24 protein-coding genes and 1 pseudogene are annotated in these 23164 nt (G+C 58.4%); 16 read left to right on the top strand and 9 right to left on the bottom strand.

The window, feature by feature from the left end:
* The 7 genes and pseudogenes from B2M20_RS19110 to B2M20_RS11540 form a co-directional block, all read left to right on the top strand.
* Positions 1-87, top strand: a pseudogene (locus B2M20_RS19110) (IS5/IS1182 family transposase); the annotation flags it as partial.
* A 171-nt stretch (positions 88-258) separates the two neighbouring features.
* Positions 259-1185, top strand: a complete 927-nt coding sequence (locus tag B2M20_RS11565; protein WP_244553499.1) for a restriction endonuclease — start codon at positions 259-261, stop codon at positions 1183-1185.
* A gap of 171 nt (positions 1186-1356) precedes the next feature.
* On the top strand, positions 1357-3573 hold the full coding sequence (locus tag B2M20_RS11560) for an AAA family ATPase (RefSeq protein ID WP_087881167.1): 2217 nt from the start codon (positions 1357-1359) through the stop codon (positions 3571-3573).
* Positions 3574-3578: 5 nt separating this feature from the next.
* A complete protein-coding gene (gene mcrC, locus B2M20_RS11555) occupies positions 3579-4736 on the top strand; it encodes a 5-methylcytosine-specific restriction endonuclease system specificity protein McrC (RefSeq protein WP_244553498.1) in 1158 nt (385 codons plus the stop codon).
* Between the two features lie 521 nt (positions 4737-5257).
* Positions 5258-5440 carry a hypothetical protein gene (locus B2M20_RS11550; protein ID WP_079447182.1) on the top strand — a complete coding sequence of 61 codons (183 nt, stop codon included), beginning with the start codon at positions 5258-5260 and terminating at the stop codon, positions 5438-5440.
* Between the two features lie 45 nt (positions 5441-5485).
* Entirely contained in the window at positions 5486-6742 is a 1257-nt protein-coding gene (locus B2M20_RS11545; RefSeq protein ID WP_079447181.1) for an aminopeptidase, read from the top strand.
* A 98-nt stretch (positions 6743-6840) separates the two neighbouring features.
* On the top strand, positions 6841-7254 hold the full coding sequence (locus tag B2M20_RS11540) for a twin-arginine translocation pathway signal (protein WP_079447203.1): 414 nt from the start codon (positions 6841-6843) through the stop codon (positions 7252-7254).
* Positions 7255-7306: 52 nt separating this feature from the next.
* Here the strand turns inward: B2M20_RS11540 and B2M20_RS11535 are convergent, their stop codons facing one another.
* Both B2M20_RS11535 and B2M20_RS11530 read right to left on the bottom strand, forming a co-directional pair.
* Positions 7307-8461, bottom strand: coding sequence for an FAD-dependent monooxygenase (locus tag B2M20_RS11535; protein ID WP_244553497.1), 1155 nt, complete (start codon positions 8459-8461; stop codon positions 7307-7309).
* Between the two features lie 61 nt (positions 8462-8522).
* The gene (locus tag B2M20_RS11530; protein WP_079447202.1) at positions 8523-8768 is read right to left on the bottom strand and encodes a zinc-finger domain-containing protein; all 246 of its coding nucleotides are present in this window, start codon (positions 8766-8768) and stop codon (positions 8523-8525) included.
* 308 nt (positions 8769-9076) lie between these two features.
* Between B2M20_RS11530 and B2M20_RS11525 the strand changes: the two genes are divergently transcribed.
* Both B2M20_RS11525 and B2M20_RS11520 read left to right on the top strand, forming a co-directional pair.
* Positions 9077-10186, top strand: a complete 1110-nt coding sequence (locus tag B2M20_RS11525) for a hypothetical protein (RefSeq protein ID WP_079447179.1) — start codon at positions 9077-9079, stop codon at positions 10184-10186.
* Positions 10187-10242: 56 nt separating this feature from the next.
* Entirely contained in the window at positions 10243-10995 is a 753-nt protein-coding gene (locus B2M20_RS11520; protein WP_079447200.1) for an alpha/beta fold hydrolase, read from the top strand.
* Here the strand turns inward: B2M20_RS11520 and B2M20_RS11515 are convergent.
* On the bottom strand, positions 10953-12374 hold the full coding sequence (locus tag B2M20_RS11515) for a hypothetical protein (RefSeq protein WP_079447201.1): 1422 nt from the start codon (positions 12372-12374) through the stop codon (positions 10953-10955). The two genes, B2M20_RS11520 and B2M20_RS11515, sit on opposite strands and share 43 nt — an antisense overlap.
* 256 nt (positions 12375-12630) lie before the next feature.
* Here B2M20_RS11515 and cysE point away from each other — a divergent pair, with 256 nt between their 5' ends.
* Together cysE and B2M20_RS11505 are read left to right on the top strand one after the other, a co-directional pair.
* A complete protein-coding gene (gene cysE / locus B2M20_RS11510) occupies positions 12631-13461 on the top strand; it encodes a serine O-acetyltransferase (protein WP_079447178.1) in 831 nt (276 codons plus the stop codon).
* 321 nt (positions 13462-13782) lie between these two features.
* Entirely contained in the window at positions 13783-14001 is a 219-nt protein-coding gene (locus tag B2M20_RS11505) for a DUF3126 family protein (RefSeq protein ID WP_079447176.1), read from the top strand.
* Between the two features lie 9 nt (positions 14002-14010).
* Here the strand turns inward: B2M20_RS11505 and B2M20_RS11500 are convergent, their stop codons facing one another.
* Complete coding sequence (locus tag B2M20_RS11500) at positions 14011-14718, bottom strand: hypothetical protein (RefSeq protein WP_079447175.1); 708 nt, start codon at positions 14716-14718, stop codon at positions 14011-14013.
* Between the two features lie 202 nt (positions 14719-14920).
* Between B2M20_RS11500 and B2M20_RS11495 the strand changes: the two genes are divergently transcribed.
* From B2M20_RS11495 to B2M20_RS11485, 3 genes are all read left to right on the top strand, one after another.
* Positions 14921-15250 (top strand): DUF6949 family protein, encoded by a 330-nt coding sequence (locus B2M20_RS11495; RefSeq protein WP_079447199.1) that lies wholly within the window; start codon positions 14921-14923, stop codon positions 15248-15250.
* A 42-nt stretch (positions 15251-15292) separates the two neighbouring features.
* Positions 15293-15823, top strand: a complete 531-nt coding sequence (locus B2M20_RS11490; RefSeq protein ID WP_079447174.1) for a gamma carbonic anhydrase family protein — start codon at positions 15293-15295, stop codon at positions 15821-15823.
* Between the two features lie 103 nt (positions 15824-15926).
* On the top strand, positions 15927-16391 hold the full coding sequence (locus tag B2M20_RS11485) for an FKBP-type peptidyl-prolyl cis-trans isomerase (protein WP_079447173.1): 465 nt from the start codon (positions 15927-15929) through the stop codon (positions 16389-16391).
* Positions 16392-16567: 176 nt separating this feature from the next.
* Here the strand turns inward: B2M20_RS11485 and B2M20_RS11480 are convergent, their stop codons facing one another.
* From B2M20_RS11480 to purB, 3 genes are all read right to left on the bottom strand, one after another.
* Positions 16568-17188 (bottom strand): transglutaminase-like cysteine peptidase, encoded by a 621-nt coding sequence (locus B2M20_RS11480; RefSeq protein ID WP_079447172.1) that lies wholly within the window; start codon positions 17186-17188, stop codon positions 16568-16570.
* 446 nt (positions 17189-17634) lie between these two features.
* The gene (locus B2M20_RS11475) at positions 17635-18243 is read right to left on the bottom strand and encodes a PilZ domain-containing protein (RefSeq protein ID WP_079447171.1); all 609 of its coding nucleotides are present in this window, start codon (positions 18241-18243) and stop codon (positions 17635-17637) included.
* Between the two features lie 232 nt (positions 18244-18475).
* A complete protein-coding gene (purB, locus tag B2M20_RS11470) occupies positions 18476-19783 on the bottom strand; it encodes an adenylosuccinate lyase (RefSeq protein ID WP_079447170.1) in 1308 nt (435 codons plus the stop codon).
* A gap of 699 nt (positions 19784-20482) precedes the next feature.
* Between purB and B2M20_RS11460 the strand changes: the two genes are divergently transcribed.
* Both B2M20_RS11460 and B2M20_RS11455 read left to right on the top strand, forming a co-directional pair.
* Positions 20483-20827 carry a DUF1491 family protein gene (locus B2M20_RS11460; protein WP_079447168.1) on the top strand — a complete coding sequence of 115 codons (345 nt, stop codon included), beginning with the start codon at positions 20483-20485 and terminating at the stop codon, positions 20825-20827.
* A 126-nt stretch (positions 20828-20953) separates the two neighbouring features.
* The gene (locus B2M20_RS11455; RefSeq protein WP_079447167.1) at positions 20954-21895 is read left to right on the top strand and encodes a Tim44 domain-containing protein; all 942 of its coding nucleotides are present in this window, start codon (positions 20954-20956) and stop codon (positions 21893-21895) included.
* Between the two features lie 148 nt (positions 21896-22043).
* Here B2M20_RS11455 and B2M20_RS11450 read toward each other — a convergent pair whose 3' ends face one another.
* On the bottom strand, positions 22044-22403 hold the full coding sequence (locus tag B2M20_RS11450) for a GFA family protein (RefSeq protein WP_079447166.1): 360 nt from the start codon (positions 22401-22403) through the stop codon (positions 22044-22046).
* Positions 22404-22435: 32 nt separating this feature from the next.
* The gene (locus tag B2M20_RS11445; RefSeq protein WP_079447165.1) at positions 22436-23128 is read right to left on the bottom strand and encodes a methyltransferase family protein; all 693 of its coding nucleotides are present in this window, start codon (positions 23126-23128) and stop codon (positions 22436-22438) included.
* Positions 23129-23164 lie beyond the last annotated feature (36 nt).

Genomic DNA, 23164 nt, shown 5'->3' with positions numbered 1-23164 from the left:
CGCCGCATCGCCACCAGATATGATCGTCTCGCAATCAATTTCCTCGCAGCCGTCTGCATCGCTGCGCTGGTCAGTTACTGGTTATGAGTCCGGACCCTAGGCCAGGACGAGTCGGCCAAGATTTGGGCCGAGCTGGTAGCGAAGGGCTATCTCAATGCGTCCGGCGACATTCTGGAGAAATTTGATCCGAAGAACCCCCACTTCAAGCTGGAGGTTTCGGACGCATTTGCCGATCTCCGGGCGGAAATCACCGACGAGGTGAACCGCAAACTCTTCAAGAATCGCATCGTCAATGTCCGCGATGAGCGGACCCTGAAATTCCGGAAAGAAGTGCATCTCAGCGCCGACTTCCAGGCGCTCTGGGATAAGATCAAGCATCGCACCCGTTACCGCGTGACATTTGAGACCGCTGACTTGATCGAGCGGGCTCTCTCCCGCATCAAGCAGATCGAGCCGATCAAGGCAGCGCGCATCGAGACCACAGTCGTTGAAGTCGATATTACCGATGCGGGCGTCTCTGCCGACCGGCAGATTTCATCGCGGGTCCGGGACGTGCAGCAGGTGAAGGTTTTGCCGGATATTCTCGCCTTCCTGCAAAAGGAGACAGAGCTGACCCGTCACACGCTTGCTGAAATCCTCAAGCGCTCCGGGCGGCTAGGTGAGTTCAAGATCAACCCGCAGGCTTTCATGGCGGCGGCTTCGAAGGAAATTTCACGCGCCCTGCATGACCTGATGCTGGAAGGGATTAAATACGAGAAGGTCGCAGGTCAGCATTGGGAAATGAGCAGGATCGAGCAGGATGCCGAGGACGGCATCGTCCGGTATCTCGGCAATCTCTATGAGGTGCAGAACCGGGAGAAGTCGCTCTTCGATGCAATCGTTTATGAATCCGAGGTTGAGAAGCAGTTCGCACGCGACCTCGACAGCAATGTGAACGTGAAGCTTTTCGTCAAGCTGCCGTCGTGGTTCAAGATCGATACGCCCATCGGCACCTATAATCCCGACTGGGCCTTTGTGACCGAGCGCGAGGAGAAGCTCTATTTCGTACGTGAGACCAAGAGCACGCTCGACAGCGAGGAGCGGCGCTGCAAGGAGAACCAGAAAATCGCCTGCGGTCGCAAGCATTTCGACTCTCTTGGGGTCGACTACTCAGTGGTTACTTCGCTTAATGAGGTTGCATTCTAAAACGGGCTACTTTGAGAGTATTTTTAGGTGTCGAACAATTATTAGATGAAAGTCGGTTTTCAGAACTCGCTAGGACATAGTTGAAAATCTTAATCGAGTCTGACCAGCTTTCGGGTGGTTTTGAGTGGGTTGAAGAAGGCGTCATAACGGGGGGCTGACCGAGGGGGAAATATGGTTGATGAACAACGGCTGAATTTAGAAAAGACCTATGAGGTTATACGCAGGGCCGCTCTTGCGCATCGCTTCGTAAGCTATAGCGAAATTGCAGAGGCGAGCGACGTTCCATGGAACGCAGCATGGCGACGAATGCCGCAGCATCTGGGACAGCTCGTTCGGTTAACGCACGAGCGGGGCTGGCCGATTCCGAGCGCCATTGTTGTTAATAAGGGCGACGTCGATACAGGCAAGTTGGACGGCACCGCCCGCGAAGGGCTCCTTGCAGCTGCAAAGGATGTAGGCCTTACCGTCGGTGACCCAGAACAATTCGTCAAAGAGGAGCAGCAGAAGGTTTTTGCGTGGGCAGCAACAGCCCCAGAGACTCTGGGACTCGGGTCCAGCAAACGGGACGCCACAAACCCTGCGGGCCCGCGCTTCGTCCAGTACTTCGGGCCAGTTCTGGAGGCCTTACGGGCGCTGGGAGGCGAAGGCAAGCCGAAGGACGTCTATGATTGGATAGTAGCCAATGGCGACCTACCCAAATCCGAGATCGACGCAACCACCAAGGGAGGCAATGCGGGCTTTCAGAACAAGATTGGTTGGGCTCGCTTCTATCTTGTGAAGGGAGGCCTTATCGATGACAGCCAACGCGGGAAATGGGTGTTGACGCAAGAAGGCCGCGACACCACGCTGGATGCGTCATCCTCCCTCGCGTTGTTCAAGGAAATTAGGGCTCGCGGATGGGAGGACGACGACGAAGAATCGCCCGCGCCTATCGGCACCGAAGCCGTTGCCGAACTCTTTGATGATTCGTCACGTCAATTCTGGTTTGCCGGGGCAGCGTGGAGCGAAGGCGATCAGCTTGATCGCTTCTTGCAGGAAGGTATCTGGCAAAACGGCTACGACGAGAAATTTTCCGATCTTGTTCGAAAGATAAAACCCGGAGATCGGATCGCCATCAAATCTTCATTTGTTAAGAAGCACAATCTTCCGTTCGAGGCCGGTGGGAAGTCCGTCTCATGCATGCGTATCAAGGCTGTCGGCACCGTCCGCGAGAATCTTAACGACGGGAAGACTGTTCGAGTTGACTGGGTCCCGCTCAATCCGCCGCGCGATTGGTTTCTCTACACATACAGAACTACATTGCACCAAGCTGACCCAGATGATGATTTGGCGCGGCGGCTAATCCTCTTCACCTTCGCTGATTTGCAGCAAGATTTTCAGTTCTGGACGCGCGTTCCATATTTTTCGCGAAAATTCTCTGCCAGTACGACAACGGCCAGCCTGGAGTCGTTCTTCGTTGACCAGGAAGAAACTGAAGCTGACGCTGAGGTAGCGGATGTTCCCACCTATGCCGTCGGTGACATCGCAAAAGAAGGTTGCTTCCTTCCCCCGAAAACTCTCGAATCAGCACTCCAACGCTTAGCAGAGAAAAAGAACATAATTCTTCAGGGCCCGCCGGGAACAGGTAAGACCTGGCTCGCCAAGAGACTTGCATATGCGTTGATTGGAACAAAGGATCGTAAAGTCGCGCGCGCACGCACCCGCGTCGTACAGTTTCATCCGTCATTATCTTACGAGGACTTTGTTCGAGGTTGGCGTCCGACGGAAGGAGGAAAATTAGAACTCGTCGATGGTGTCTTCCTCAAGCTGGTTCAGGCAGCATCCGCTGTCCCGGAGCCATTCGTGTTAATTATTGAAGAGATAAATCGTGGCAACCCGGCTCAGGTTTTTGGCGAGATGCTTACGCTGCTTGAGGACACGAAACGACGGCCAGAAGAGGCGCTGGAACTAGCTTACAGCCGAGACGGTGAGCGCATCCATATTCCGCCGAATCTTCATGTTATTGGCACGATGAATATTGCGGACCGATCGCTTGCCCTCGTTGACCTTGCATTACGGCGGAGATTCGCCTTTCTCTCGCTTGAACCTCAGCTTGGTCCTCTCTGGCAAGCATGGTGTGCCGAAAAGGTGGGGCTCGATAAAGCAACGATTGAAATGATCGAGCAAAAAGTCGTTGCGCTCAATCAAGCGATCTCGAATGACCGGTCTTTAGGAGCACAATTCCGGATCGGTCACAGCTACGTCACACCGCAGGAAGGCGCAACCATCCCTGATGGCGGCGCTTGGTTTGAACAGATTGTTCAGACCGAAATTGGCCCTCTGTTAGAAGAATACTGGTTCGACGCGCCTGAAAAGGCTGCTGAAGCCAAACGCCGCCTCTTGGCATGATTAGCGTGACTTCGGAAATTTTTGATGAGCCACAAGAGGCCGGGGAGCTTATTGGTCGTATCCCTGTGAGAAATCTTTGGTTGCTTCTTTTGTACGCATCGGATCTCGGCAGTTTTCTCGGACGATTTGAAGCCGACGTAGAGGAAGCACCCGATCTTCCTAGTCTTATCGCTCGGCTACTTTCCTACGCTGTCGAAAGGCGTCTCCGACGCAATCTTAGCCGGAACTACATCCGCAAGGAGGATGTCCTAACACGCGTTCGGGGCCGCATCGATATAATGCGAACTTACTCGCATGGATTGCTGTCACAAGGCTTGGTCGCATGCCGTTTCGAAGACCATACGATAAACACACCACGTAATCGCCTCGTGCGAGCGGCGCTCGACGCTGTAGCAACGCGAATTTCTGATACCAATTTGGCACACCGCTGCCGCAACCTTGCGGGCGATCTCGGAAGGATTGGCGTCAGTGGCGTTCGTCCGTCTAGAGAAGAGCTCGCAGCCGACCAAATCGCGCGCCATGACGCCGATGATAGACTGATGGTGACACTCGCCAAGATCGTGTTCGACCTTGTCTTACCCACCGAAGATGCGGGTGATCACTCTCTTACTCGCCTGGAGCGAGATGAAATTCTGGTTCGAAAACTCTTCGAGAAGGCTGTCGGAAATTTCTTTGCTGCTGAATTGGACGCGAGCTCGGGCTGGCGCATTTATCAAGGAAAATGGTTCTATTGGCCGATGGAAGAGCCTTCAGCAGGAATCGACGCCGTAATGCCGAACATGAAAACAGACATTATTCTGGACCGCCCCTCAGCGGGCCGTCGTATTGTGATAGATACAAAATTCACTGGGATCTTCGCCAAAACGGCCTATCGCGAGGCCGTTTTGAAAAGCGGCTATATTTATCAGATTTTTGCCTATCTTCGCACGCAGGAGAAGGATGGCGATCCGCTTTCAAATAAAGCGGAAGGCATATTGCTCCATCCCGTGATCGATGCGGACGTTGACGAGAGTGTAACAATTCAAGGACATCGAATTCGGTTCATGACTGTCAATCTTGCGCGCCCGTCGACCGAAATATTGGCGCGACTTCGCTCATTGCCCGAGCAAGAGCCGCAAGAGGAGGTTTTGTCGCACGGCATTTCCTTAAGTAGTCCACTGTAGTTGCTGCGTTGATAATTCAGTCGCCTTTTTAACGATGCAAAACGTTGCTTAAACGGATAAGCAATTGCTAACCGGTCGAAGATTATAAAGGGCGCAGTTCCCCCCGAGTGCATCGAGAGGCTGCCTGACAGATGACGAGGGTGTATTCCCTCTTTGCGAGGCTGTAAAAGCCTCTTGAGCGGACTCGTCGGACTCCTTGTTTTGTCAGGGCGCGGGTCCCATTAGGGGCAGTTCGAAGCAACAAGAAACGGTCGTTTTTTCACGTTATTTTACACATAGCACAAATGAAATTTAAAAAATACAACAAAAACAATAACTTGACTATACACGCCGTGGACTTAAAATCTGTAGTCCCGTCAGGGACGTACCCGTTCGACTCGGGTTGGGGGCACCACTTCTTAGACCCGCGTTGGCTCTGCTGAAAGAAGGACGCCCGGTGAGGGGCAGGGGATCGATGGCTGGCGAAATTTTACTCTGCCCGTAAGCGCACCGGTGACAGCGAAAATCTGGAGATAGGACAGGTGACCGATTATCGAGTCTACATCCTCAACGACAAGGGCCACATCCAGAGCGACACGCTCATAGTGAAAGCGGATGACGCTCAGGCGATCGAAGCTGCAAAGAAAATAGTGGGCGTTCGTCACGTGGAAATATGGGACGGGGAGCGCTTGGTCGGGCGTTTCAAAACGACGCCTGATAGTTAGTCCGCGGCCCTAATCAGGCCGCTCTGTTGCTTAGGATAAGCTCGCATGACCCAGCATCAGCGTCATATCGTTACGCCGATCGATCCGGTGAAGCTGGATCGTCTCGCGGAAGTCGCGGTCAAGGTCGGCCTGCAACTTGCGCCGGGACAGGATCTTTTAATCACCGCGCCCGCGGTGGCGCTGCCTCTGGTGCGGCGGATCGCCGAACATGCCTACAAGGCAGGGGCGGGGCTGGTGACGCCATTTTTCTCCGATGACGACATCACGTTGTCACGCTACAGGTTCGGGCCGGACGCGAGTTTCGATCGTGCCGCCAGCTGGCTCTATGAGGGCATGGCGAAAGCATTCGCGGCCAACACCGCGCGGCTCGCCGTGGTCGGCGACAATCCGATGCTGCTGTCGGGTGAGGATGCAGCGAAAGTCGCCCGCGCCAACAAGGCGAATTCCATGGCCTACCAGCCGGCGCTTGAGAAGATTGTCGGTTTTGACATCAACTGGAATATCGTCGCTTATCCGGGTACAGCGTGGGCAAGATTGATGTTTCCGGATGACAGCGTAGACGGCGCGGTGGCGAAACTTGCGGACGCGATTTTCTCCGCCTCGCGCGTCGACAACGATGATCCGATCGCGAACTGGACCGCACACAACGCGGCCCTGCGCCAGCGCACAGATTGGCTCAATAGCCAGCGCTTTCATGCTCTGCATTACTCCGGGCCAGGCACCGACCTCACGGTTGGCCTGGCCGACGGCCATGAATGGGTGGGCGGCGCTTCCGCGGCCAATAATGGCATCGTTTTCAACGCGAATATCCCGACCGAGGAGGTTTTTACCACTCCTCATGCATTGCGGGTCGAGGGGCGCGTCCGAAGCACTAAGCCGCTGTCGTATCAAGGCACATTGATAGACGAGATCGCCGTCCGCTTCGAGCAGGGTCGCATCGTCGAGGCCAAGGCGTCGCGCGGCGCCGACGTGCTCAACAAGGTGCTGGATACGGATGAGGGCGCGCGGCGGCTCGGAGAGGTCGCGTTGGTGCCGCATTCCTCGCCGATTTCGAAAAGCGGCTTGTTATTCTATAACACGTTGTTCGACGAGAACGCGGCGTGCCACATCGCACTCGGCCAATGCTATTCGAAGTGCTTCGTCGATGGCGAGAAGCTGTCGCCGGAGCAGATCGCGGCGCAAGGCGGCAACAAGAGCTTCATTCACATCGACTGGATGATCGGGTCAGGCGAGACCGATATTGATGGCATCAGCAGCGACGGCAGTCGTGTCCCAGTCTTTCGCAAGGGCGAGTGGGCGTGAACCGCCAACGCCTGATCGCACGAGCGGCCTCAATGCCGTCACGAGCCGGTGCTTTTTGGCAGTTCGGCGGGCGCTTGGCTCGGCTTGAATGGGGAACAATGCCCAACCGGATCGGCCGTCGTCGGCGGTTACCCGTGTTCATTACTCTGCTGATCATGGGCGGCGGTCTTGGCGGTTGCGCCAATCTCGGCGACGGTGCCGTCTCGGGCGCATTCGTCGATCCCGCGACGTATGATCTCTATGATTGCCCGCAGCTTGATGCGCAGCGCAAATCTCTGGCGGTGCGCACGGCAACGTTGCAGGGGTTGATCGAAAAGGCTCATACGGGTGTCGCGGGTGCCGCCGTTGCCGAAGTAGCGTATCGCAACGACTACATTACCACTCGTGCCTCGGCTAAACTTGCCGACGAAACGTGGCGACGGAACGGGTGTGACGCGGCTTCGACCGCGCAGCAGACGCCGGCGAGCGAGCCCCGCGTTGCACCGAGGCGCTCCGACGGCGCCGTTAAATGATCTCCGACGATCGGCCCAACGACGGACAGCGATGAGCCAGAGTCCGCTCGGTTCAGGGCTGCCAGCTATAGATCCACTCCTGACGCGCCAGCATACGCTGCGGTCCCATCGCCCTGATGGCAAGATCGCGCGCCAAAGCGGCGACACCTCGGAGATGGTAGATTCGCCCATTCAGTTGTGCGGTCTCTTGGACACGCGCAACGCGCGCGCGACGTAGCCTGGTATAACGCGCAAGTGCAGCCGCGACGCCCTCGGCGTTTTCGTTCGCGGCTTCGCCGAGACACTGCGCCAGAACCGCGGCATCCTCGATCGCCATACCCGCACCCTGCGCAACGAACGGCAGCATCGCATGGGCTGCATCGCCAAGCAGGGCGGTTGTATCGCGGTGCCACGCAGCCATCGGCGGAATTGTGAACAGCGCCCATTTGTGCCAACGGTTCACGGCGTCGATCATCACGTGCGCCGGTTCAGGCCAGTGCGCTTGTGCGAACGTGCGTTTGATATCCGCAGTATCTCCGGCAGCGTTCCCGCCGGGCTGATTCCAGCCGCCCGGCACGATTGCGATCAAGTTGATCTGGTCCCCGCCTGACATCGGATATGTCACGAGATGCGCATCCGGACCCATCCAGAGCTGTATGCGCGGCGCGGTCATGTCGTGCGGCAACTGTGCTGCCTCCACGGTCCCGCGCCACGCAATTAGGCCGGAAAACAGCGGAGCAGCGTCCGGAAAAAGCCGACTGCGCAAAGCGGACCACACGCCGTCGGCGCCTATAAGCGCCCACGCGGTCTCCTGAGCGCCAGCCGTATCGTCGCATACAGTTGCCTTGGCGCCGATGGCGAACGCGGCTGCGTCTTCAACCCTGGCGCCGAGACGCAATTCGATATCAGGATGGTCGTGAACCTGTTCCAGCAGCGCGGCCTGCAGGTCGGCGCGATGCATCACCCAATAGGGCGCGCCGGCGCGCAACGCGGCTGTCTCGCCAAGCGGGATACGGCAGATCTCGTCGCCGTGCCGCGCACTCATGATGCTGACAGCTTCTGGCGCGAGCGCGCGGGCGGATAGCCGCGCATGCAAGCCGAGTTCGATCAGGACGCGGGTTGCGTTCGGCGAAAGTTGCAGCCCCGCGCCGACCCCTTCGAGGCGTTCAGCGGTTTCGATGATAAGGACACGACAACCCTTCGCCGCCAGCGCAAGCGATGCCGTCAAGCCTCCGATTCCGGCGCCGGCGACAACGACGGTGCGTGACCGTGACCGTGTCACAGGCGGATCAGGCCGCCTTGTCCCTTACCACGCACTCTGGGGGACGGGACTGTCCGGCGCCGAGATCGGCCGCGAAACGGTACAGTGTCGAGCAATACGGGCAGATGACTTCGCTATCGTTGCCGAGATCAAGAAAGACGTGCGGATGATCGAATGGTGGATTGGCCCCGACGCACATGAATTCCTGCGAGCCGATTTCAATAACGGCGACGCCGGAATCGTTATGGAAGTGGGGGACTACGTGATCAGACATGCTTTCCACCTCAAGTCGTTGCGAGACATTGACGCGCCCATAACGCAACGAGATCGCGCGGCACCATACTGGCCGGCGCTTCGAATTCCTAGAGCATTTTCGCTTTTGATTGAATCAGAAGCTAAGCTCTAGATTGTTGTTTTGACGCGTTTTCTTCACGCGGACCGTGATCCATGTCGCTCGAAAACAGCGCTCGCCGGAAACAGATTTGCAAATTTTGGCAGTCCGTTATCCATGCAAATTCGACATATTCCTGTCGTTTGAGAGAAGTCCTTTTTTGATCGGAAAAGCTGTGCTTGAAAGGCGGCATGCGACGGCAAATTGGCAGCGCGATAACGGCAGCCGCGGTGTGTGCAACAGCGTTCGCTGTGTTGTTGCCACGCGCCACGGATGCCGGCGCCATGCTGATCGCGCAGGATGACCCCGTGCAGCTTGCCGATCTTCAGCTGGAATCCGCACTTCGAAACGATCCTGCGCTGATCGGGCGGAACGTCGAGGCGGCGCTAGCGGCGCAGGATCCAGATCTTGCAAACAGCTTCGTCGATCTTGCGGCGGCCAAGGGAATGCCGATCCCGGACAAACTGTCTCAACGCGTCACCGAGGCCGTCGGAGAAGAAAATTCCAGCCAAGGTATCGCAACGAGATTCTTCTCTGGGCTTGTCACAGGCAATGCCGTCGACGGGGCCAGTCTTTCGGGCACGCTCACCGGCGACCTTTGCGTATTTGGTGATGTCCGGGACATCGTGCGGGAGGGCAGGCATCTGGCGATGGGCGAGGATACCGACCGGCTGCTTCTGGGGCTCGCCGCGGCAGGCGTCCTCGTGACGGGGGCCACTTTCGTGACCGTTGGCGGCGCAGCACCGGCCCGAGTCGGACTGACGCTTGTTAAGGATGCCAGGAAGGCTGGGCGGCTCGGTGAAGGCCTGAGCCGATGGGCAGGTCGTTCGGCGCGCGAGATGGTCGACATGCGGCAACTGCAAAATGCGGTCGCTGCGGGGTCGCTGGCGCGGCCGCGTCAGACAGCCGTCGCGATCAGGGCCGCGATCCGCGCCGAGAAGGCCGGCGGACTGGTGCGGCTCGCCAAGGATGTTGGCCGCATCGGTGAAAAGACCGGGACGCGCGGCGCGCTCGACATGTTACGGATCGCTCAAGGGCCAAAAGATGTCACCCGCGCTGTGCGGCTCGCCGAGGCCAAAGGCGGACAGACCCGCGCCATCATCAAGATTCTGGGCCGGGGTGCGCTGCTACTCACGACCGGCGCGTTCAATCTGGCGATGTGGGTGCTTAGCGCGGTTTTCGCGCTGTTTGGTTTTCTGTCATCGATCAAGGCCACGACCGAGCGCCTGACGCTCTCATGGCTGCAACGTTCAAAAATCAGGCGTCTGCGTCGGCTGTCCGCCGCGCCGTCGCCGACGTAAACGTCTCATCGATCGTTGCTAGCCATCCCGTCTCCATCCAGATCACGGAAGCGCTGATGCCGAGCTTTCATCACGGCGATGTTGAAATTGCCTACCTCGACGAGGGCGATGGCGATCCCATCGTTCTTGTGCACGGCTTTGCGTCGAGCAAGAACGTGAACTGGGTGTATCCGACCTGGGTGTCGGAATTGCGCAAAAACGGATTCCGGACAATCGCGTTTGACAACCGCGGCCACGGCGATTCCAGCAAGCTCTACGATCCGGAAGACTATCACATCGGCACGATGGCGAGCGACATCACGGCGTTGATGGATCATCTTGCCATCGCGCGCGCGGATGTCATGGGATATTCGCTCGGCGCCAGGATGATGGGAATTCTGGCGCGAACTCGGCCTGAACGGGTGCGCTCCGGAATTTTCGGCGGTCTGGGTATCGGACTGATTAAGGGGGGCGGTCCGGGCGAAAGCGTAGCCAGGGCGCTGGAGGCACCGTCGCTGGATGACGTGACCGATCCGTTCGGCCGGACGTTCCGGGTCTTTGCCGATCAGACCCGATCTGATCGACGCGCCCTGGCGGCGTGTTTGCGCGGATCACGGCGGCTGATGACGGAAGCTGAAGTCGCCGGCATCGAGGTGCCAACGCTGATAGCGGTCGGCACGAAAGACGAGATCGCAGGATCGGCGCAGGAGCTAGCGGACGTGATCCCCGGTGCGGAGGTGTTGAACATTCCCAACCGCGACCACATGCGTGCTGTGGGAGACAAGGTCTACAAGGAAGGCGTGCTGAGATTTCTGTCACGCCGGCCGTGAAGCCAACCGTAGCGACTGGCGAGGAACCTCGCCGCCGCGATCAGCACCACGAACGTTGCGATCCAGACCATGCGCGCGCCGTAGCGGTCGTGGGGGCCTGATATAACGCCGCAGATAAACGCATTACCGAGCAATGCCACGCAAACCGTCGCTGCAAGAAGTTCGACGTCGTCGATACGCCGCCGCCATAACGCCGTCAGCGCGATCGCAGCGAGCAACAGCATCGAGGCGAGCGCGACCGGGACGTGAATCCAGTTAATGGCCGTGAATTTGATATTCCAGTGCTGCTGCTGCGCGGCGCGCATAGCCTTCACCTGCTCTGGCAAATAGCGTTCGATGATGCCGTAGGTGTGCGGGATCCATCCGGTATTGCCTTCGCCGGTGCTGACTTCCACGAGTTGCTCTGCCGTTGCTTCGGCCGCAGCTTCGGCCTGCCAGAGAGGGTAGGCGACCAGTGCATGCGTGGCGATGAATTCCATCTCGCCGTTCATCCCCTCGAAGCGGCCGAGTTTGTCGAATATGGTGTCATTGCCCCAAAGGAAATCATCCGCTGTTGCCGGCAGTTGATTGCGGTAGGGGCAGAGCTTCAACTTGATCTTGTCGCAGTGGTCGTTGAGATAGCGTGCGACGATGCCGTCCTGCATCATGCGTCCGAACGAGACGGAGGCGCCACCGGGCGTCCAGGCAAGCCGGCCTGTCAAAAAGACATTGGCAGCCAGTAGCATGGCCGCGCCGGCAAGGATCGTCAGGGAACCCTGAACCAGCCCTGTGATCTGAAGCCTTGGGCCGAGCAATGGCTTGACGATCCACCCCGCACAACACAGTCCCAACAGGACCCCGAACGTCGCTGTGTGGCTCGCCGCCGCGAAGGACGTAAACAGAAACAGCGAGATCTTCTCGACGATCGAAAGCTTGCCGTTATGCACCACGAGGATGTAGAGCGCGAGCACCGCCAGCCCCGCGAAAATGTCGGTTAGCAGCATGCTGGCGAGCCACGGTAGCGCGGTAGCCGTGATGAGGATCAGGGCGATTGCGAGAAGCCGCAATGGCTGCGCCATGTTGAGCACGCGCAAGGTCAAATGCAGGATCCACAGCGTCAGCAGCGCCTGGCATACCAAATTGATCCAGAAGTACGAGCCCTGTCCCAAATGAAGGTAGATGCCATACGCGTTCGAACGGCTGATCTCGAGATGGCCTTCATACCATCGCGCCAGATAGCCGCCCGTATCATATTGAAGCAGCGGATAGCCGTTCCAGATCGCTGGAGCGAGCAAAAGTACGGGAATGACGACGGCCGCGATCCAGCCCCACGGTATTTCCGCGTCACGCGTGTGTAAGACCGGGGTCGAAATGGACGTGTTCTCCGGTGGGCGGCGCATCATTCCACCTATTGAGTGTTTCGTCGCACATGCATAATTTATTTGACGTAAATTAGTCCGACGTTGGCCTGAACGATGAAGATTTCCGATCCGTTTGGTGGCGCCGGGCCTCTCTCAGGGACCGAATATAGTACGAAGATTCAAGCCCTTAGATCGGTTAACCCTAGACGGGCTAAATGAATATTCTCTGAACATCAAGGACAACGACCCCGCAACATGTTAAACTGCGGGGCAAAATCGAGGTTGCGAGACGACCATGGCGATCCAGCACGTCAATTCGCAGAATCCGAAACTTGCTGCGCTCGATCCGATCTGGGATCGCATCCGCAGCGAGGCCGAAGACATCGTTCGCCGCGAACCTGAGCTGGCGGCCTTTATCTATTCGTCCGTTCTTCATCATGATCGGCTTGAGGCTGCGGTGGTGCATCGCGTCGCAGGGCGGCTGGACCATTCGGCCTTGTCAGGCGACCTGATCCGCCAGACCTTCGATGAGGCGCTCCGCGACGATCCCGATATCGGCAACGCGTTCCGCGCCGATCTGGTGGCGGTGTTCGACCGCGACCCCGCGACGTCGCGGTTCATCGATCCGCTGCTCTACTTCAAAGGCTTTCATGCCATCCAGACCCACCGCCTCGCGCACTGGCTCCAAAAGAAAGGCCGCAAGGATTTTGCTTATTACCTGCAGAGCCGTTCTTCCTCGGTGTTCCAGGTCGACATCAATCCCGCCGCCAAAATCGGCCGTGGAATTTTCCTCGATCATGCGACCGGCTTCGTCGTCGGTGAGACCGCGGTCATTGAGGACGACGTGTCGATCCTGCATGGCGTGACGCTCGGTGGTACCGGCAAGGAAAATGAGGACCGCCATCCGAAGATCCGCCACGGCGTAATGATCGGCGCCGGCGCGAAAATCCTTGGCAACATTGAGGTCGGACATTGCGCGCGCATCGCGGCCGGATCGGTCGTCGTGAAACCGGTGCCGCACAATGTCACCGTCGCAGGCGTCCCAGCCAGAACGGTCGGTCCGGCCGGCTGCTCGGAGCCCTCGCGCACGATGAACCAGATGCTGAATGCGACACCAGAATCATAAGCTTGCCAGCGTTCTTTCGAATCTGAAGTTCGCGGGGGCGCAGTGCAGCGGCGAACTTGGCTGCAAACACCGACGACCCGAAAATAGGAATCGATTTTCGGACGAGATAATGCGTGATTAAAAGGATACGGCGAGAGCAATGATTCCAACCCGAAAGGCCGCGCCAGCGCAAAGTGGAAACCGGTTTCGGACAAGATCGTGCTCAATCGAAAGATTTAAAGCAAAGTTTATTCAACGCAGCTGATCGGACCCCGGAGTCAGAACTCTGCGGAGTTGAATGAGACTCTAGAACCCTGCGAACCCTCACATCTGGAGACTGCCGTGAACGTTCAGGAAGTCAGGAAACTCGACGCCTACCTCAAGCGTGTGTTCGGCAACCCCAGGATTCGAGTGGTGCCGCGTCCAAAGAAGGACGACTCGGCCGAGGTCTATATCGGCGAGGAGTTTATTGGCGTGCTATTCGTCGATGACGAGGACGACGATCGCTCGTTTCAGTTTCAGATGGCTATTCTTGAGGAGGATTTGGCCGACGTCGGTTAATTGTCGAAGCTAGTTTTGCAGCGGGTGTAGTTGCTGCACGAGCTGCTCCATCCCACCGGCAACGTCGCGCCATTCTGTTAGCCATTGCCGTGGAAAGCGGAACGTCAGGTCGGCGCTTCCGATCCGGCGTTCGCTCAGGCACATGCCCGGCGTCATAGCATCGCGGGTACATCGCGCCACTAGCGCGGGCGTCTGCGCTATGAGTAGATCTTCGCCCGCATACGGCGTTCCGTCGCGGAATGCACGTATCGATAGTCCGTCCTGAGACGGTGTGTGAGTAGCATCAAGATAACGCGGATAGATGGTACGCACGAGGATATCGGGTGCCAGCGAATCGTGATGGGCGGCAATCGACAGGAAGACGCGGTCGATCGGCTGCGGTCCATCTTCGACGGTCTCGGCGGTGACATGTCTCGGCGCATCCGGCGTTGCCAGCGAAGGATAAAGGAAATTCAGATCGATGCGCTCCTGCGGCCCCGAATGTCTCTGAATTTTCACACGGAAGGCGTGCTTCGGCACATTGAACACGGTTTGCCCGATGCTGACCGGCAATCGCTCATTGTTGTCAGGCACTTTGGGAGTCCAGGTTGGCCACAACAAATAGGCGACTGCAGTGATCGCGGGCATCGCGATCATCACGGCTGCGAGTAGCGGGATCAGATGACCGGCCGGCGGTTTCCCGCGCGACCGGCGCGGGGCGGACGACAGCATGGCCATGCGACAGACATTTCCGAAAGGACGAATCAGCCGCGACTATGCCACGCAATGTGGAGTTTGCATGCGAGGTCAGCCGTACTGTGCCGGCGCGCAAGGTTGGTACGCGTGCGTCGCGTTAACCCTTTCTTAAGGATAAGGTGGCGAGGCAAGCGGCATTTTGCGAAGGAGGGAACGCCGTAATCGTGAACGGATGCCCTTTTCGATGTCGCCGGATACGTTGAATTCCTTCTTTTCCCTGTGCATCGGATTCGCCATCGCAGGCGCGCTCGCCAGTGGCTATCAGGCATTTGTCAAACGCCCCGCCGGCTTCGGATTGCTACAGCAGGGTGTTGTTGCCAGGGCATTTGCTGCGGTTCCATTCCTGGTCTTCGCTGCGCCCTTCATCATCATGCGCAATACACTTCGCGGACGACGCATCGAGCGGCGCCGTTTTGAGTTCGTCATGATGGCGACCGTGATCGCGGGTTTCTGGAGCCTGATGTCTGGCACCTGCGTGGTCATGACGCTGAAGGCGGTCGGGTTGCTCGCCTAAGCGCCGCCGTGGCATTGTCGCCGCTAGCTGGCAGGAGGCGTAATGGCGATTTACGAACTCGATGGGCAAGTGCCCGACCTGCCGGAAAGCGGGCGCTATTTCATCGCCGAAACCGCCGCGGTAATCGGCAGGGTTCGCCTCCGCGACAATGCGAGCGTGTGGTTCGGTGCGGTGCTGCGCGGCGATAACGAATGGATCGAAGTTGGAGAGGGGTCCAACGTTCAGGACGGATGCACCTGCCATACCGACGAGGGATTTCCGCTGACGATAGGAAGCAACTGCACGATCGGCCATAACGTTATTCTGCACGGCTGCACCATCGAAAATGGTGCGCTGATCGGTATGGGTTCGATCGTCATGAACGGCGCGCGGGTCGGTCGCGGCTGCATCGTCGGCGCGGGCGCGCTCATTACCGAAGGCAAGCAGTTTGCGGAGTACTCTCTCATTGTCGGCGCGCCGGCGCGCGTGACCCGCACGCTTAAACCTTCCGAGATCGAGGCGATGGGAAGCGGCGCGAAATTCTACGCCGCGAACGGCCTGCGCTTCGGAAAGGGCCTGAAGCGAATCGGCTGAAATCCTCGGTGGAACCCGCTGACGAAAGTTGCAAAAAGCCGTGGTCGTCGCCTATTCCTTGGGCTAGATGTGGGCGCCGATAACAGGCTGGAGAAATGCAGCGATGCGGGCGTTTCGATGTGCGGGCGTTTTGACATTTGCAATTGCGATTGCGTCGGGCGGAATCGTTCTGATCGATGCTCCGGCCACAGCAGCGGCCCAAACCGCGGAGAAAACCATGACAACAGCATCGGGTTTGCAGATCACGGACACCAAAGTTGGGGAGGGCCCTTCGCCTCAGCCGGGCCAGGTTTGCATCATGCATTACACCGGCTGGCTCTATAAGGACGGGCAAAAAGGTGACAAGTTCGACAGTTCGGTGGACCGCAACGAGCCCTTCGAGTTTCCAATCGGAAAGCGTCGCGTGATCGCAGGCTGGGACGAAGGCGTCGCCTCTATGAAGGTCGGCGGCAAGCGCACGCTGATCATTCCGCCGGAGCTCGGTTACGGAGCGCGCGGCGCTGGTGGTGTCATTCCGCCCAATGCAACGTTGATTTTTGACGTCGAGCTGCTCGGCCTGAAAGGCTGAGCCGCTTCGCGCGGCCGTCGCGCGGTAGCGCACAGAACCGTTCTTGGCCTTATAGGGTGCGCTGAAGCTTTCCTTAAAAAGGGGTGCGGCCAGCCTTTTGGGGGAAGGCTGGCCGCGCGCGAGCCGGTCTGGGGACGGGGAGGGGTATGACCGGGTCGCGGGTCTCTTATTGTTGTTTATCGAGAACTGGCCGTCGCGACCGCCGGGTGGTTATCGTCCAGCGCAACCCAGACATCGGGGTCGCTTTGCGATTGTCGTTTCATGAAGCGGTAGCCGGTCTTCATCCAGGCCAGGACGTCTTCATTCTGATTGTCGAGAATGAACTCCCCCTTGTCTGTTTTAACGGTCAGGACGGCATGGCCATCGCCCTGCTTGTCGCGGACCACCGTGACCAGCAACGCCTCACGCGGCCACCCAGCGTCGATCAGCATCTTGCGCTTCAACAGGACGTAGTCTTCGCAATCCCCGTGGCCGTCGGTGGGAAGCGACCACTTTTCGACGACGCCCCAATGATCCTTGTCCGTCATCGGTTTGACGGTTTCGTTGACCCAGCGGTTGACCTTCAGGAGATCGCGCCAGGCGTCAGGCGTTAAGACGATATCACGCGGCTGCGTTGCGCCGGCGTGGCATTCCTTCGGATTGTCGCTGCAGAATTCAACCCAACCGATCGGCGCCCGAGTGGTGTCGCCGAGACTCGCATAGAGCTTTTCTGCTTCCGCGGCCCCCGCTGGCGTTGCCATTCCCCACAGGATGGCGCCAACCACCGCCAGTCCCATTCCCTGACCCCTGTTGAGCATTGTGGCCCCCGTTTCTTGTTGGGACCACATTTCGCACAAAGGATTTGCGCCGGCGCTAAATGCTCAAAGTGCATTCGATGCAAATGCGAGTAAAGTTCGCCGCTAATTGAATCCGTACTTGAATCGAAATTGACTCAAATTTTAGCGATCATCATCGATTCAAATTTTAGATATTAGCGATTGAAACCCGATTGAATCGCGGTTTTTCGCATCGGAACGCGCCTGCCGTTAACCCTGAGATCGCGGGCTTCTGCCGTGGCAGAAGCGGACAACGAGGATCGCAAGGCGGGGGTTTGCGAGAATGGCCGTTTACCGGGCGGTGACGTTATCTTCGAGAGTCGGGATGTTGCTCGTGAAATGAACTCGAGCGCGAAGCCTTCCTTTCATGACTGGGCACTGGCTGGAGAAAAAAGGAAGTACCGAGAATTAAATCCCGAGAATGGCGTTTACCGGCCGCTGACGCTGGCTTCCAGAGTATCGGGATGTTGCTCGTGAATGAACTCGAGCGCGAAGCCTTCTTCCAGATTGCGGACAACGCGGGCGAGCACCTTGCCGAGTGCGACCTTGGACTGTAGCGGGGGGCGCTTTTCGGCCGAGACGGCGGCCCCCGACATCGAAAGGTCGATGATCCGGCAAGTCAGCCTTGTGCCGTCTTCAAGTGTGAGTGTCGCGATGGGGTTGCGCGGCACGATGCGTTCGTGGCGGCGATCTTCCGGAAGATTGAGGATGTCGCGATTGGCGAGCCAGGTGAGTTGCGACGCCAGCTTGTCTCGTTTGCGTGGGGTCGCGCTGACGCTCATGGCGAACCCGCTGTCGATAATCCGGGTAATTTTGCCTTCGACCCGGCCGATGTGGTCGAGATAGACGATGACCCGGTCACCGACGTTGCCGATACCGGGGGCCAGCATGGCCAGCCCGCCGGGGGACATGTTGATAACCTGGCAGGGGAATTCGCGCCGATCCGGCAGCATATAGCGACCCAGCAGGTGAATCTTGACCCGCTGAAATCGCCGGCGCTCAACCGGCAGGTTCGAGATTTTCTGCGCCAACGCCATAAATCGATCGGTCCGCGGGTCGACCAACAGTCGGTATGAATAAACCTTAGGGTTGTCAGGGTTAACGCGGCGTTAGCGTTTCTGAGCGGTATAGCCCGAACGCTGACTGCACAAACCGGCTTCGATCGACACCAAGACGGCTCATGCCGCGTCTACGAGAGGCGCGACAAGGCTCGCTTCTTCGAGCTCGGGGCAATATCTGGCGCGCTTACGATAGAGGATTGCGGCACGCTCACGCACTTCCGAACACCCGTTTGAAGATCGTATCGACGTGCTTGAGGTGATAGTTGAGGTCGAACTGCTCGGCGATCTCAGCGGCGGTGAGATATTTCGTCACATCGGCATCGTTCTTCAAAAGCGCCTGGAAGTCGCCTTCGCCGCGCCACACCGGCATGGCATTCCGCTGAACCAGCTTGTAGGCATCTTCGCGGCTCGCGCCTTTTTGGGTGAGCGCGATCAGCACACGCTGCGAATGCACAAGCCCGCCAAGCCGGTCGAGGTTCTTTTGCATGGTGGCGGGATAGATCAACAGCTTGTCGATGACGCTTGCGAGACGGTTGAGCGCAAAGTCCAGCGTCACGGTGGCGTCCGGGCCGATCATGCGTTCGGCCGAGGAGTGCGAGATGTCGCGCTCGTGCCAGAGGGCGACGTTCTCCAGGGCCGGTGTCACATAGCCGCGCACCATGCGGGCAAGCCCGGTGATGTTCTCGGTCAGCACGGGGTTGCGCTTGTGCGGCATCGCTGACGACCCCTTCTGCCCCTCGGAGAAGAACTCCTCGGCCTCCAGCACCTCGGTGCGTTGCAGATGGCGGATTTCGATAGCGAGCCGTTCCATCGAGGAGGCGATGACGCCCAGCGTGGCGAAAAACATCGCGTGGCGGTCACGCGGGATCACCTGCGTCGACACCGGCTCGGGGGTTAATCCCATCGCTCGGGCAACGTGTTCCTCCACGCGCGGATCGATCTGGGCGAAGGTGCCGACCGCGCCTGAGATCGCGCAGGTCGCGATCTCCTTGCGGGCCGCGGTCAGGCGTTCCTTGGCGCGTGTGAACTCCGCATAGGCGTAAGCGAGCTTGAGCCCGAAGGTCACGGGCTCGGCGTGAATACCGTGCGAACGGCCGATGGTCGGCGTCATCTTGTGTTCAAACGCGCGGGTCTTCAGCGCCCCGAGCAGCTTATCGATGTCGGCGATCAGGATGTCGGCAGCGCGGGTGAGTTGTACGTTGAAGCATGTGTCGAGCACGTCCGATGACGTCATGCCCTGATGCACGAAGCGCGCCTCGGGACCGACAATTTCAGCAAGGTGAGTGAGGAAGGCAATGACGTCGTGCCTGGTTTCGCGCTCGATCTCGTCGATGCGCTCCACATTGAACGTCGCATCCTTGGCTTTGGCCCAGATGGTTTCAGCAGCTTGCTTAGGGATCACCCCGAGTTCGGCCTGGGCGTCCGCCGCGTGAGCCTCGATCTCGAACCAGATCTTGAAACGGGTCTGCGGCTCCCAGATCGAAGCCATTTCCGGACGGGTGTAACGAGGAATCATCGACGATCCTTGAGGTTTTCAGGGATTATGCCGCGCTTTAGCAGAGCTCTCGGAAGGAAACAAACGGTGCGTGGAAGGTCGAACCAGGACGTGTATTCATAAATCCGGGATCGTCCGCTTGTAAGAAGTAGAGCAGACACAGCCTGACCGGCATGGGACCGTCTGCAACTGATCCAAAGCGGTCATCCTCTTGGCGTTCGTGCCATAGCCTCGGCTACGGTATGATCGTATCAATGCGCAAAAACGGGGGACGCGACCCCATGCATGTTAACTTCAAAAATAGTTCTTTGCTGATTCTGGCGATTACAGCCGTCGCATGTTCGAGGACAATGTTTGCATTCTTCAATGACCCTGAGGGCCCAAATCTCCTCGTGGTTATTGGGATGGCCGCTGCCATCTACCTCGTGTCTTCAGCAGTCTATCTCTCAAACGTCTACCCGTCGCTTACAGGGTTCAAAAGAAGTTTGGCGACGATTTTCATCCAGATATTCATCGCAACTGGCTTTTACTTGGGATTGCGCTGAGATCGATCTGGAACCGCGTGATATGCGTAACTTAATGAACGCTATTGGCCCCTTTCGGACTGACGCGATGTCGGACTTGAGTCGGTTGCGTGCATAGGCGGACAGTCCGCCGGTCGTTCGAGTTCATGAGCACACGCCCTAGCGCCGCTCTCGCGAACGGCTTATCGTCATCCTCATGCGTTTGAAATCGAGCATTTGGGTCGCCGCCTACCTGCGCCGTTGCCAGTCCGAGGGCGTTTTCGGAGCGGTATGCCGCCGGGGAGCTGATGAGGCCGGCGCTGTCTTCGTTAAACTGGCGTTTCTCGACGGCAATGCGATGCTTTACGGCCCTGCGCCGCAGGCCGTATACGATGACAGCCGTCCCATTGAGCGTGTATTCGCTCCGTCTTCAGCCGAGCCCATCGCCGAGCAGGCGGTCGATGAGCGCCTGGAGAGAGAAGTTCGATTCGATCCGGATGCCTGGATCGTTGAAATCGAAGACAAAGCAGGGCGGCATTTTCTCGACCTGGCGTCGAAATAATGAATTCAGCTTACCAGACGTTGCCGCGACGGTGGGCCGCAGCTTTGTGACTCGATAAGACTTTTCTTTTGACCGGGGCTACCCATTTTAAGGGCCAGATCCTGCCGAAAGAAAAAGGAACAACTTATGAAATTGGCTAAGTGGGCGTCCGGCGCGATGAAGGCTTTTGCCGTCGTCCTGTCGTTGGCGCTTCCCTTGATGTTAGCGGTCTCTGCAGCGGACGCGCGCGTCGGCGGAGGCAGCAGCTATGGATCGCGCGGCTCGCGGACCTTCTCCGCGCCGCCGGTCACCAATACCGCGCCGAACGCGGCGCGTCCGCTCGATCGCACGATGAGCCAGCCCGGCCGTCCGGCCGCCGGTGCTGCGGCTACTGGCCGTTTTAACCGGCCGGGCATGGGTATGCTCGGCGGTCTCGCTGCCGGCTTCCTCGGTGCGGGACTATTGGGTTTGCTGTTCGGCGGCGGCCTGTTCGGCGGCCTTGGAGGCCTGTCGTCCATCATCGGCCTGGTGCTTCAGATCGGCCTGATCTATCTCGTTGTCCGCTTTGCGATGTCGTGGTGGCAGCGGCGTAATGCGCCTGCGTATGCCGGACCGGCGCCTGGGCCGGCTGCTGCTCAAACGAACGCCCGCAGCGGTCTCGGTTTCGGTTCGATGTCCAGCGCCGCGCCGCTGGAAATCACGCCGTCCGACTACGAAGCTTTTGAGCGCCTGCTCGGAGAAATCCAGGCCGCGTGGTCGAACGAGAACGTCAACACCCTGCACACGCTGGCAACGCCGGAAATGGTGTCATATTTCACCGAAGATCTCCGGGCCAACGACGCCCGTGGCGTCGTCAACAAGGTGTCGGACGTCAAGCTTCTGCAGGGCGATCTCGCAGAAGCTTGGCGCGAAGGAGTTACCGATTATGCCACGGTGGCGCTGCGTTACTCGTTGATCGACAAGACCATCGAGCGCGCCAGCGGCCGCATCGTCGAGGGCAGCGACCAGCCGCAGGAGGCGACCGACGTCTGGACGTTCGCGCGTCGGAGCGGAGGAAAATGGGAGTTATCGGCGATCCAGCAGACCTGACCGGTCAGGACGATCATTCAAAAGAAGGCGCCGCGATAACCTCGTGGCGTCTTTTTGTTTGCGTTGAACGAAGGGCCTGGGCTTGGGCACGTTTCACGCGAACCGGAAGCTACTTCGCTCGAAACCGTTGTAGCAAACGTGCAGCGTTTCAGAGGCTGCGTCCATCGATCGGTGTCAATGTAAGACGGGACAGATCGAGACCGTCGATGCAACTCACATTGAGAGCGACCACTTCAGTCCCGTCCGGCTTTTTGCCGCGCGCGAATACCTCAACACCGCAGTCGATGCAAAGCTGATGCCGGATCACGTGCTTGTTGAACAGGTACTCCTTGAGATTATCTTCGCCCGCCCTGAGCTGAAAATCTTGTGGCGCAAGAAAGGTGATGTGCAGTCCCTTCTTGGTGCAGATCGAGCAGTTACATGCGGTCACCATGGCAAGATCTGTTGTGCACTCGAAGCGCACCTGACCGCAATGACAGCCGCCGGTGTATGTTTTCACGTCGGGCATTTGGCTCTCCGGTCCAGAGCGAACGGATCAGACTACCAGATTCCGGGCAACAATCGGTAGCGGACTTGCTCGGTGTAATCCCGATAGTTCGGCAAGCCGGCGAGCAGGGTGCTTTCCTCGATCACCACACGCCCTGCGAACAGCCCGATGAAGATCGGCGTGATTGTAGCGCCCCACCATGATCCCAGCAGCAGCGAAACCCCGAGGAAAAAGAAGATCGCCCCGCTATACATCGGATGCCTGACAAGCGCGTAGGGGCCTGTGCGGATCACTTGATGTCCGCGCTCGGCCTGTATCTTCACCACCGGCGCGGCGAATGCGTTCTCCCGCATCGCCCAGAACGAAATAGCGAGCGACAGCATGAACAGCACGAAGCCGAGAACCTGAAATCCGGCACTCATGCCCGACCACCGATAACGTTGATCGAGGCCCATGACGATCAGCCAGATCATGCTGACCAGCCCCATTACCAGGATGAAGACCTTGTCCGCCTTCGGCTGGTCCTTCTGAATCATTGGGCGCATGCGTTCGGTCAGCAGCCCGGGATTGATCTTCACAAACCAAAATCCACCGATGATACCGAGAATACCGAGCGTCGCGAGAAACAGCCAGGCGGCAGGCCAGTCCACGCTGCCTGCGGGGACGAACAGCAGCATGCCCAGTGTAACGATCCACACCGTGTTCTGGGTCATCAACCGGCGGATCAGGTTGCGCTCTTCATCCATGCATCCACATTACCACATTTCGCGGCGAACCTGCGA

This window comes from Nitrobacter vulgaris (assembly GCF_002028545.1).
Lineage (GTDB): Bacteria > Pseudomonadota > Alphaproteobacteria > Rhizobiales > Xanthobacteraceae > Nitrobacter > Nitrobacter vulgaris.
This window is presented reverse-complemented; position numbering and strand designations above follow the sequence as displayed.

Coding starts and splice junctions, on each gene's coding strand:
- B2M20_RS11560 (WP_087881167.1), top strand. CDS start 1,357: ATGGTTGATGAACAACGGCTGAATTTAGAAAAGACCTATGAGGTTATA.
- B2M20_RS11545 (WP_079447181.1), top strand. CDS start 5,486: ATGACCCAGCATCAGCGTCATATCGTTACGCCGATCGATCCGGTGAAG.
- B2M20_RS11540 (WP_079447203.1), top strand. CDS start 6,841: ATGCCCAACCGGATCGGCCGTCGTCGGCGGTTACCCGTGTTCATTACT.
- B2M20_RS11530 (WP_079447202.1), bottom strand. CDS start 8,768: ATGTCTGATCACGTAGTCCCCCACTTCCATAACGATTCCGGCGTCGCC.
- B2M20_RS11525 (WP_079447179.1), top strand. CDS start 9,077: ATGCGACGGCAAATTGGCAGCGCGATAACGGCAGCCGCGGTGTGTGCA.
- B2M20_RS11520 (WP_079447200.1), top strand. CDS start 10,243: ATGCCGAGCTTTCATCACGGCGATGTTGAAATTGCCTACCTCGACGAG.
- B2M20_RS11515 (WP_079447201.1), bottom strand. CDS start 12,374: ATGCGCCGCCCACCGGAGAACACGTCCATTTCGACCCCGGTCTTACAC.
- cysE (WP_079447178.1), top strand. CDS start 12,631: ATGGCGATCCAGCACGTCAATTCGCAGAATCCGAAACTTGCTGCGCTC.
- B2M20_RS11500 (WP_079447175.1), bottom strand. CDS start 14,718: ATGGCCATGCTGTCGTCCGCCCCGCGCCGGTCGCGCGGGAAACCGCCG.
- B2M20_RS11495 (WP_079447199.1), top strand. CDS start 14,921: ATGTCGCCGGATACGTTGAATTCCTTCTTTTCCCTGTGCATCGGATTC.
- B2M20_RS11490 (WP_079447174.1), top strand. CDS start 15,293: ATGGCGATTTACGAACTCGATGGGCAAGTGCCCGACCTGCCGGAAAGC.
- B2M20_RS11485 (WP_079447173.1), top strand. CDS start 15,927: ATGCGGGCGTTTCGATGTGCGGGCGTTTTGACATTTGCAATTGCGATT.
- B2M20_RS11480 (WP_079447172.1), bottom strand. CDS start 17,188: ATGCTCAACAGGGGTCAGGGAATGGGACTGGCGGTGGTTGGCGCCATC.
- B2M20_RS11475 (WP_079447171.1), bottom strand. CDS start 18,243: ATGGCGTTGGCGCAGAAAATCTCGAACCTGCCGGTTGAGCGCCGGCGA.
- purB (WP_079447170.1), bottom strand. CDS start 19,783: ATGATTCCTCGTTACACCCGTCCGGAAATGGCTTCGATCTGGGAGCCG.
- B2M20_RS11460 (WP_079447168.1), top strand. CDS start 20,483: ATGCGTTTGAAATCGAGCATTTGGGTCGCCGCCTACCTGCGCCGTTGC.
- B2M20_RS11455 (WP_079447167.1), top strand. CDS start 20,954: ATGAAATTGGCTAAGTGGGCGTCCGGCGCGATGAAGGCTTTTGCCGTC.
- B2M20_RS11450 (WP_079447166.1), bottom strand. CDS start 22,403: ATGCCCGACGTGAAAACATACACCGGCGGCTGTCATTGCGGTCAGGTG.
- B2M20_RS11445 (WP_079447165.1), bottom strand. CDS start 23,128: ATGGATGAAGAGCGCAACCTGATCCGCCGGTTGATGACCCAGAACACG.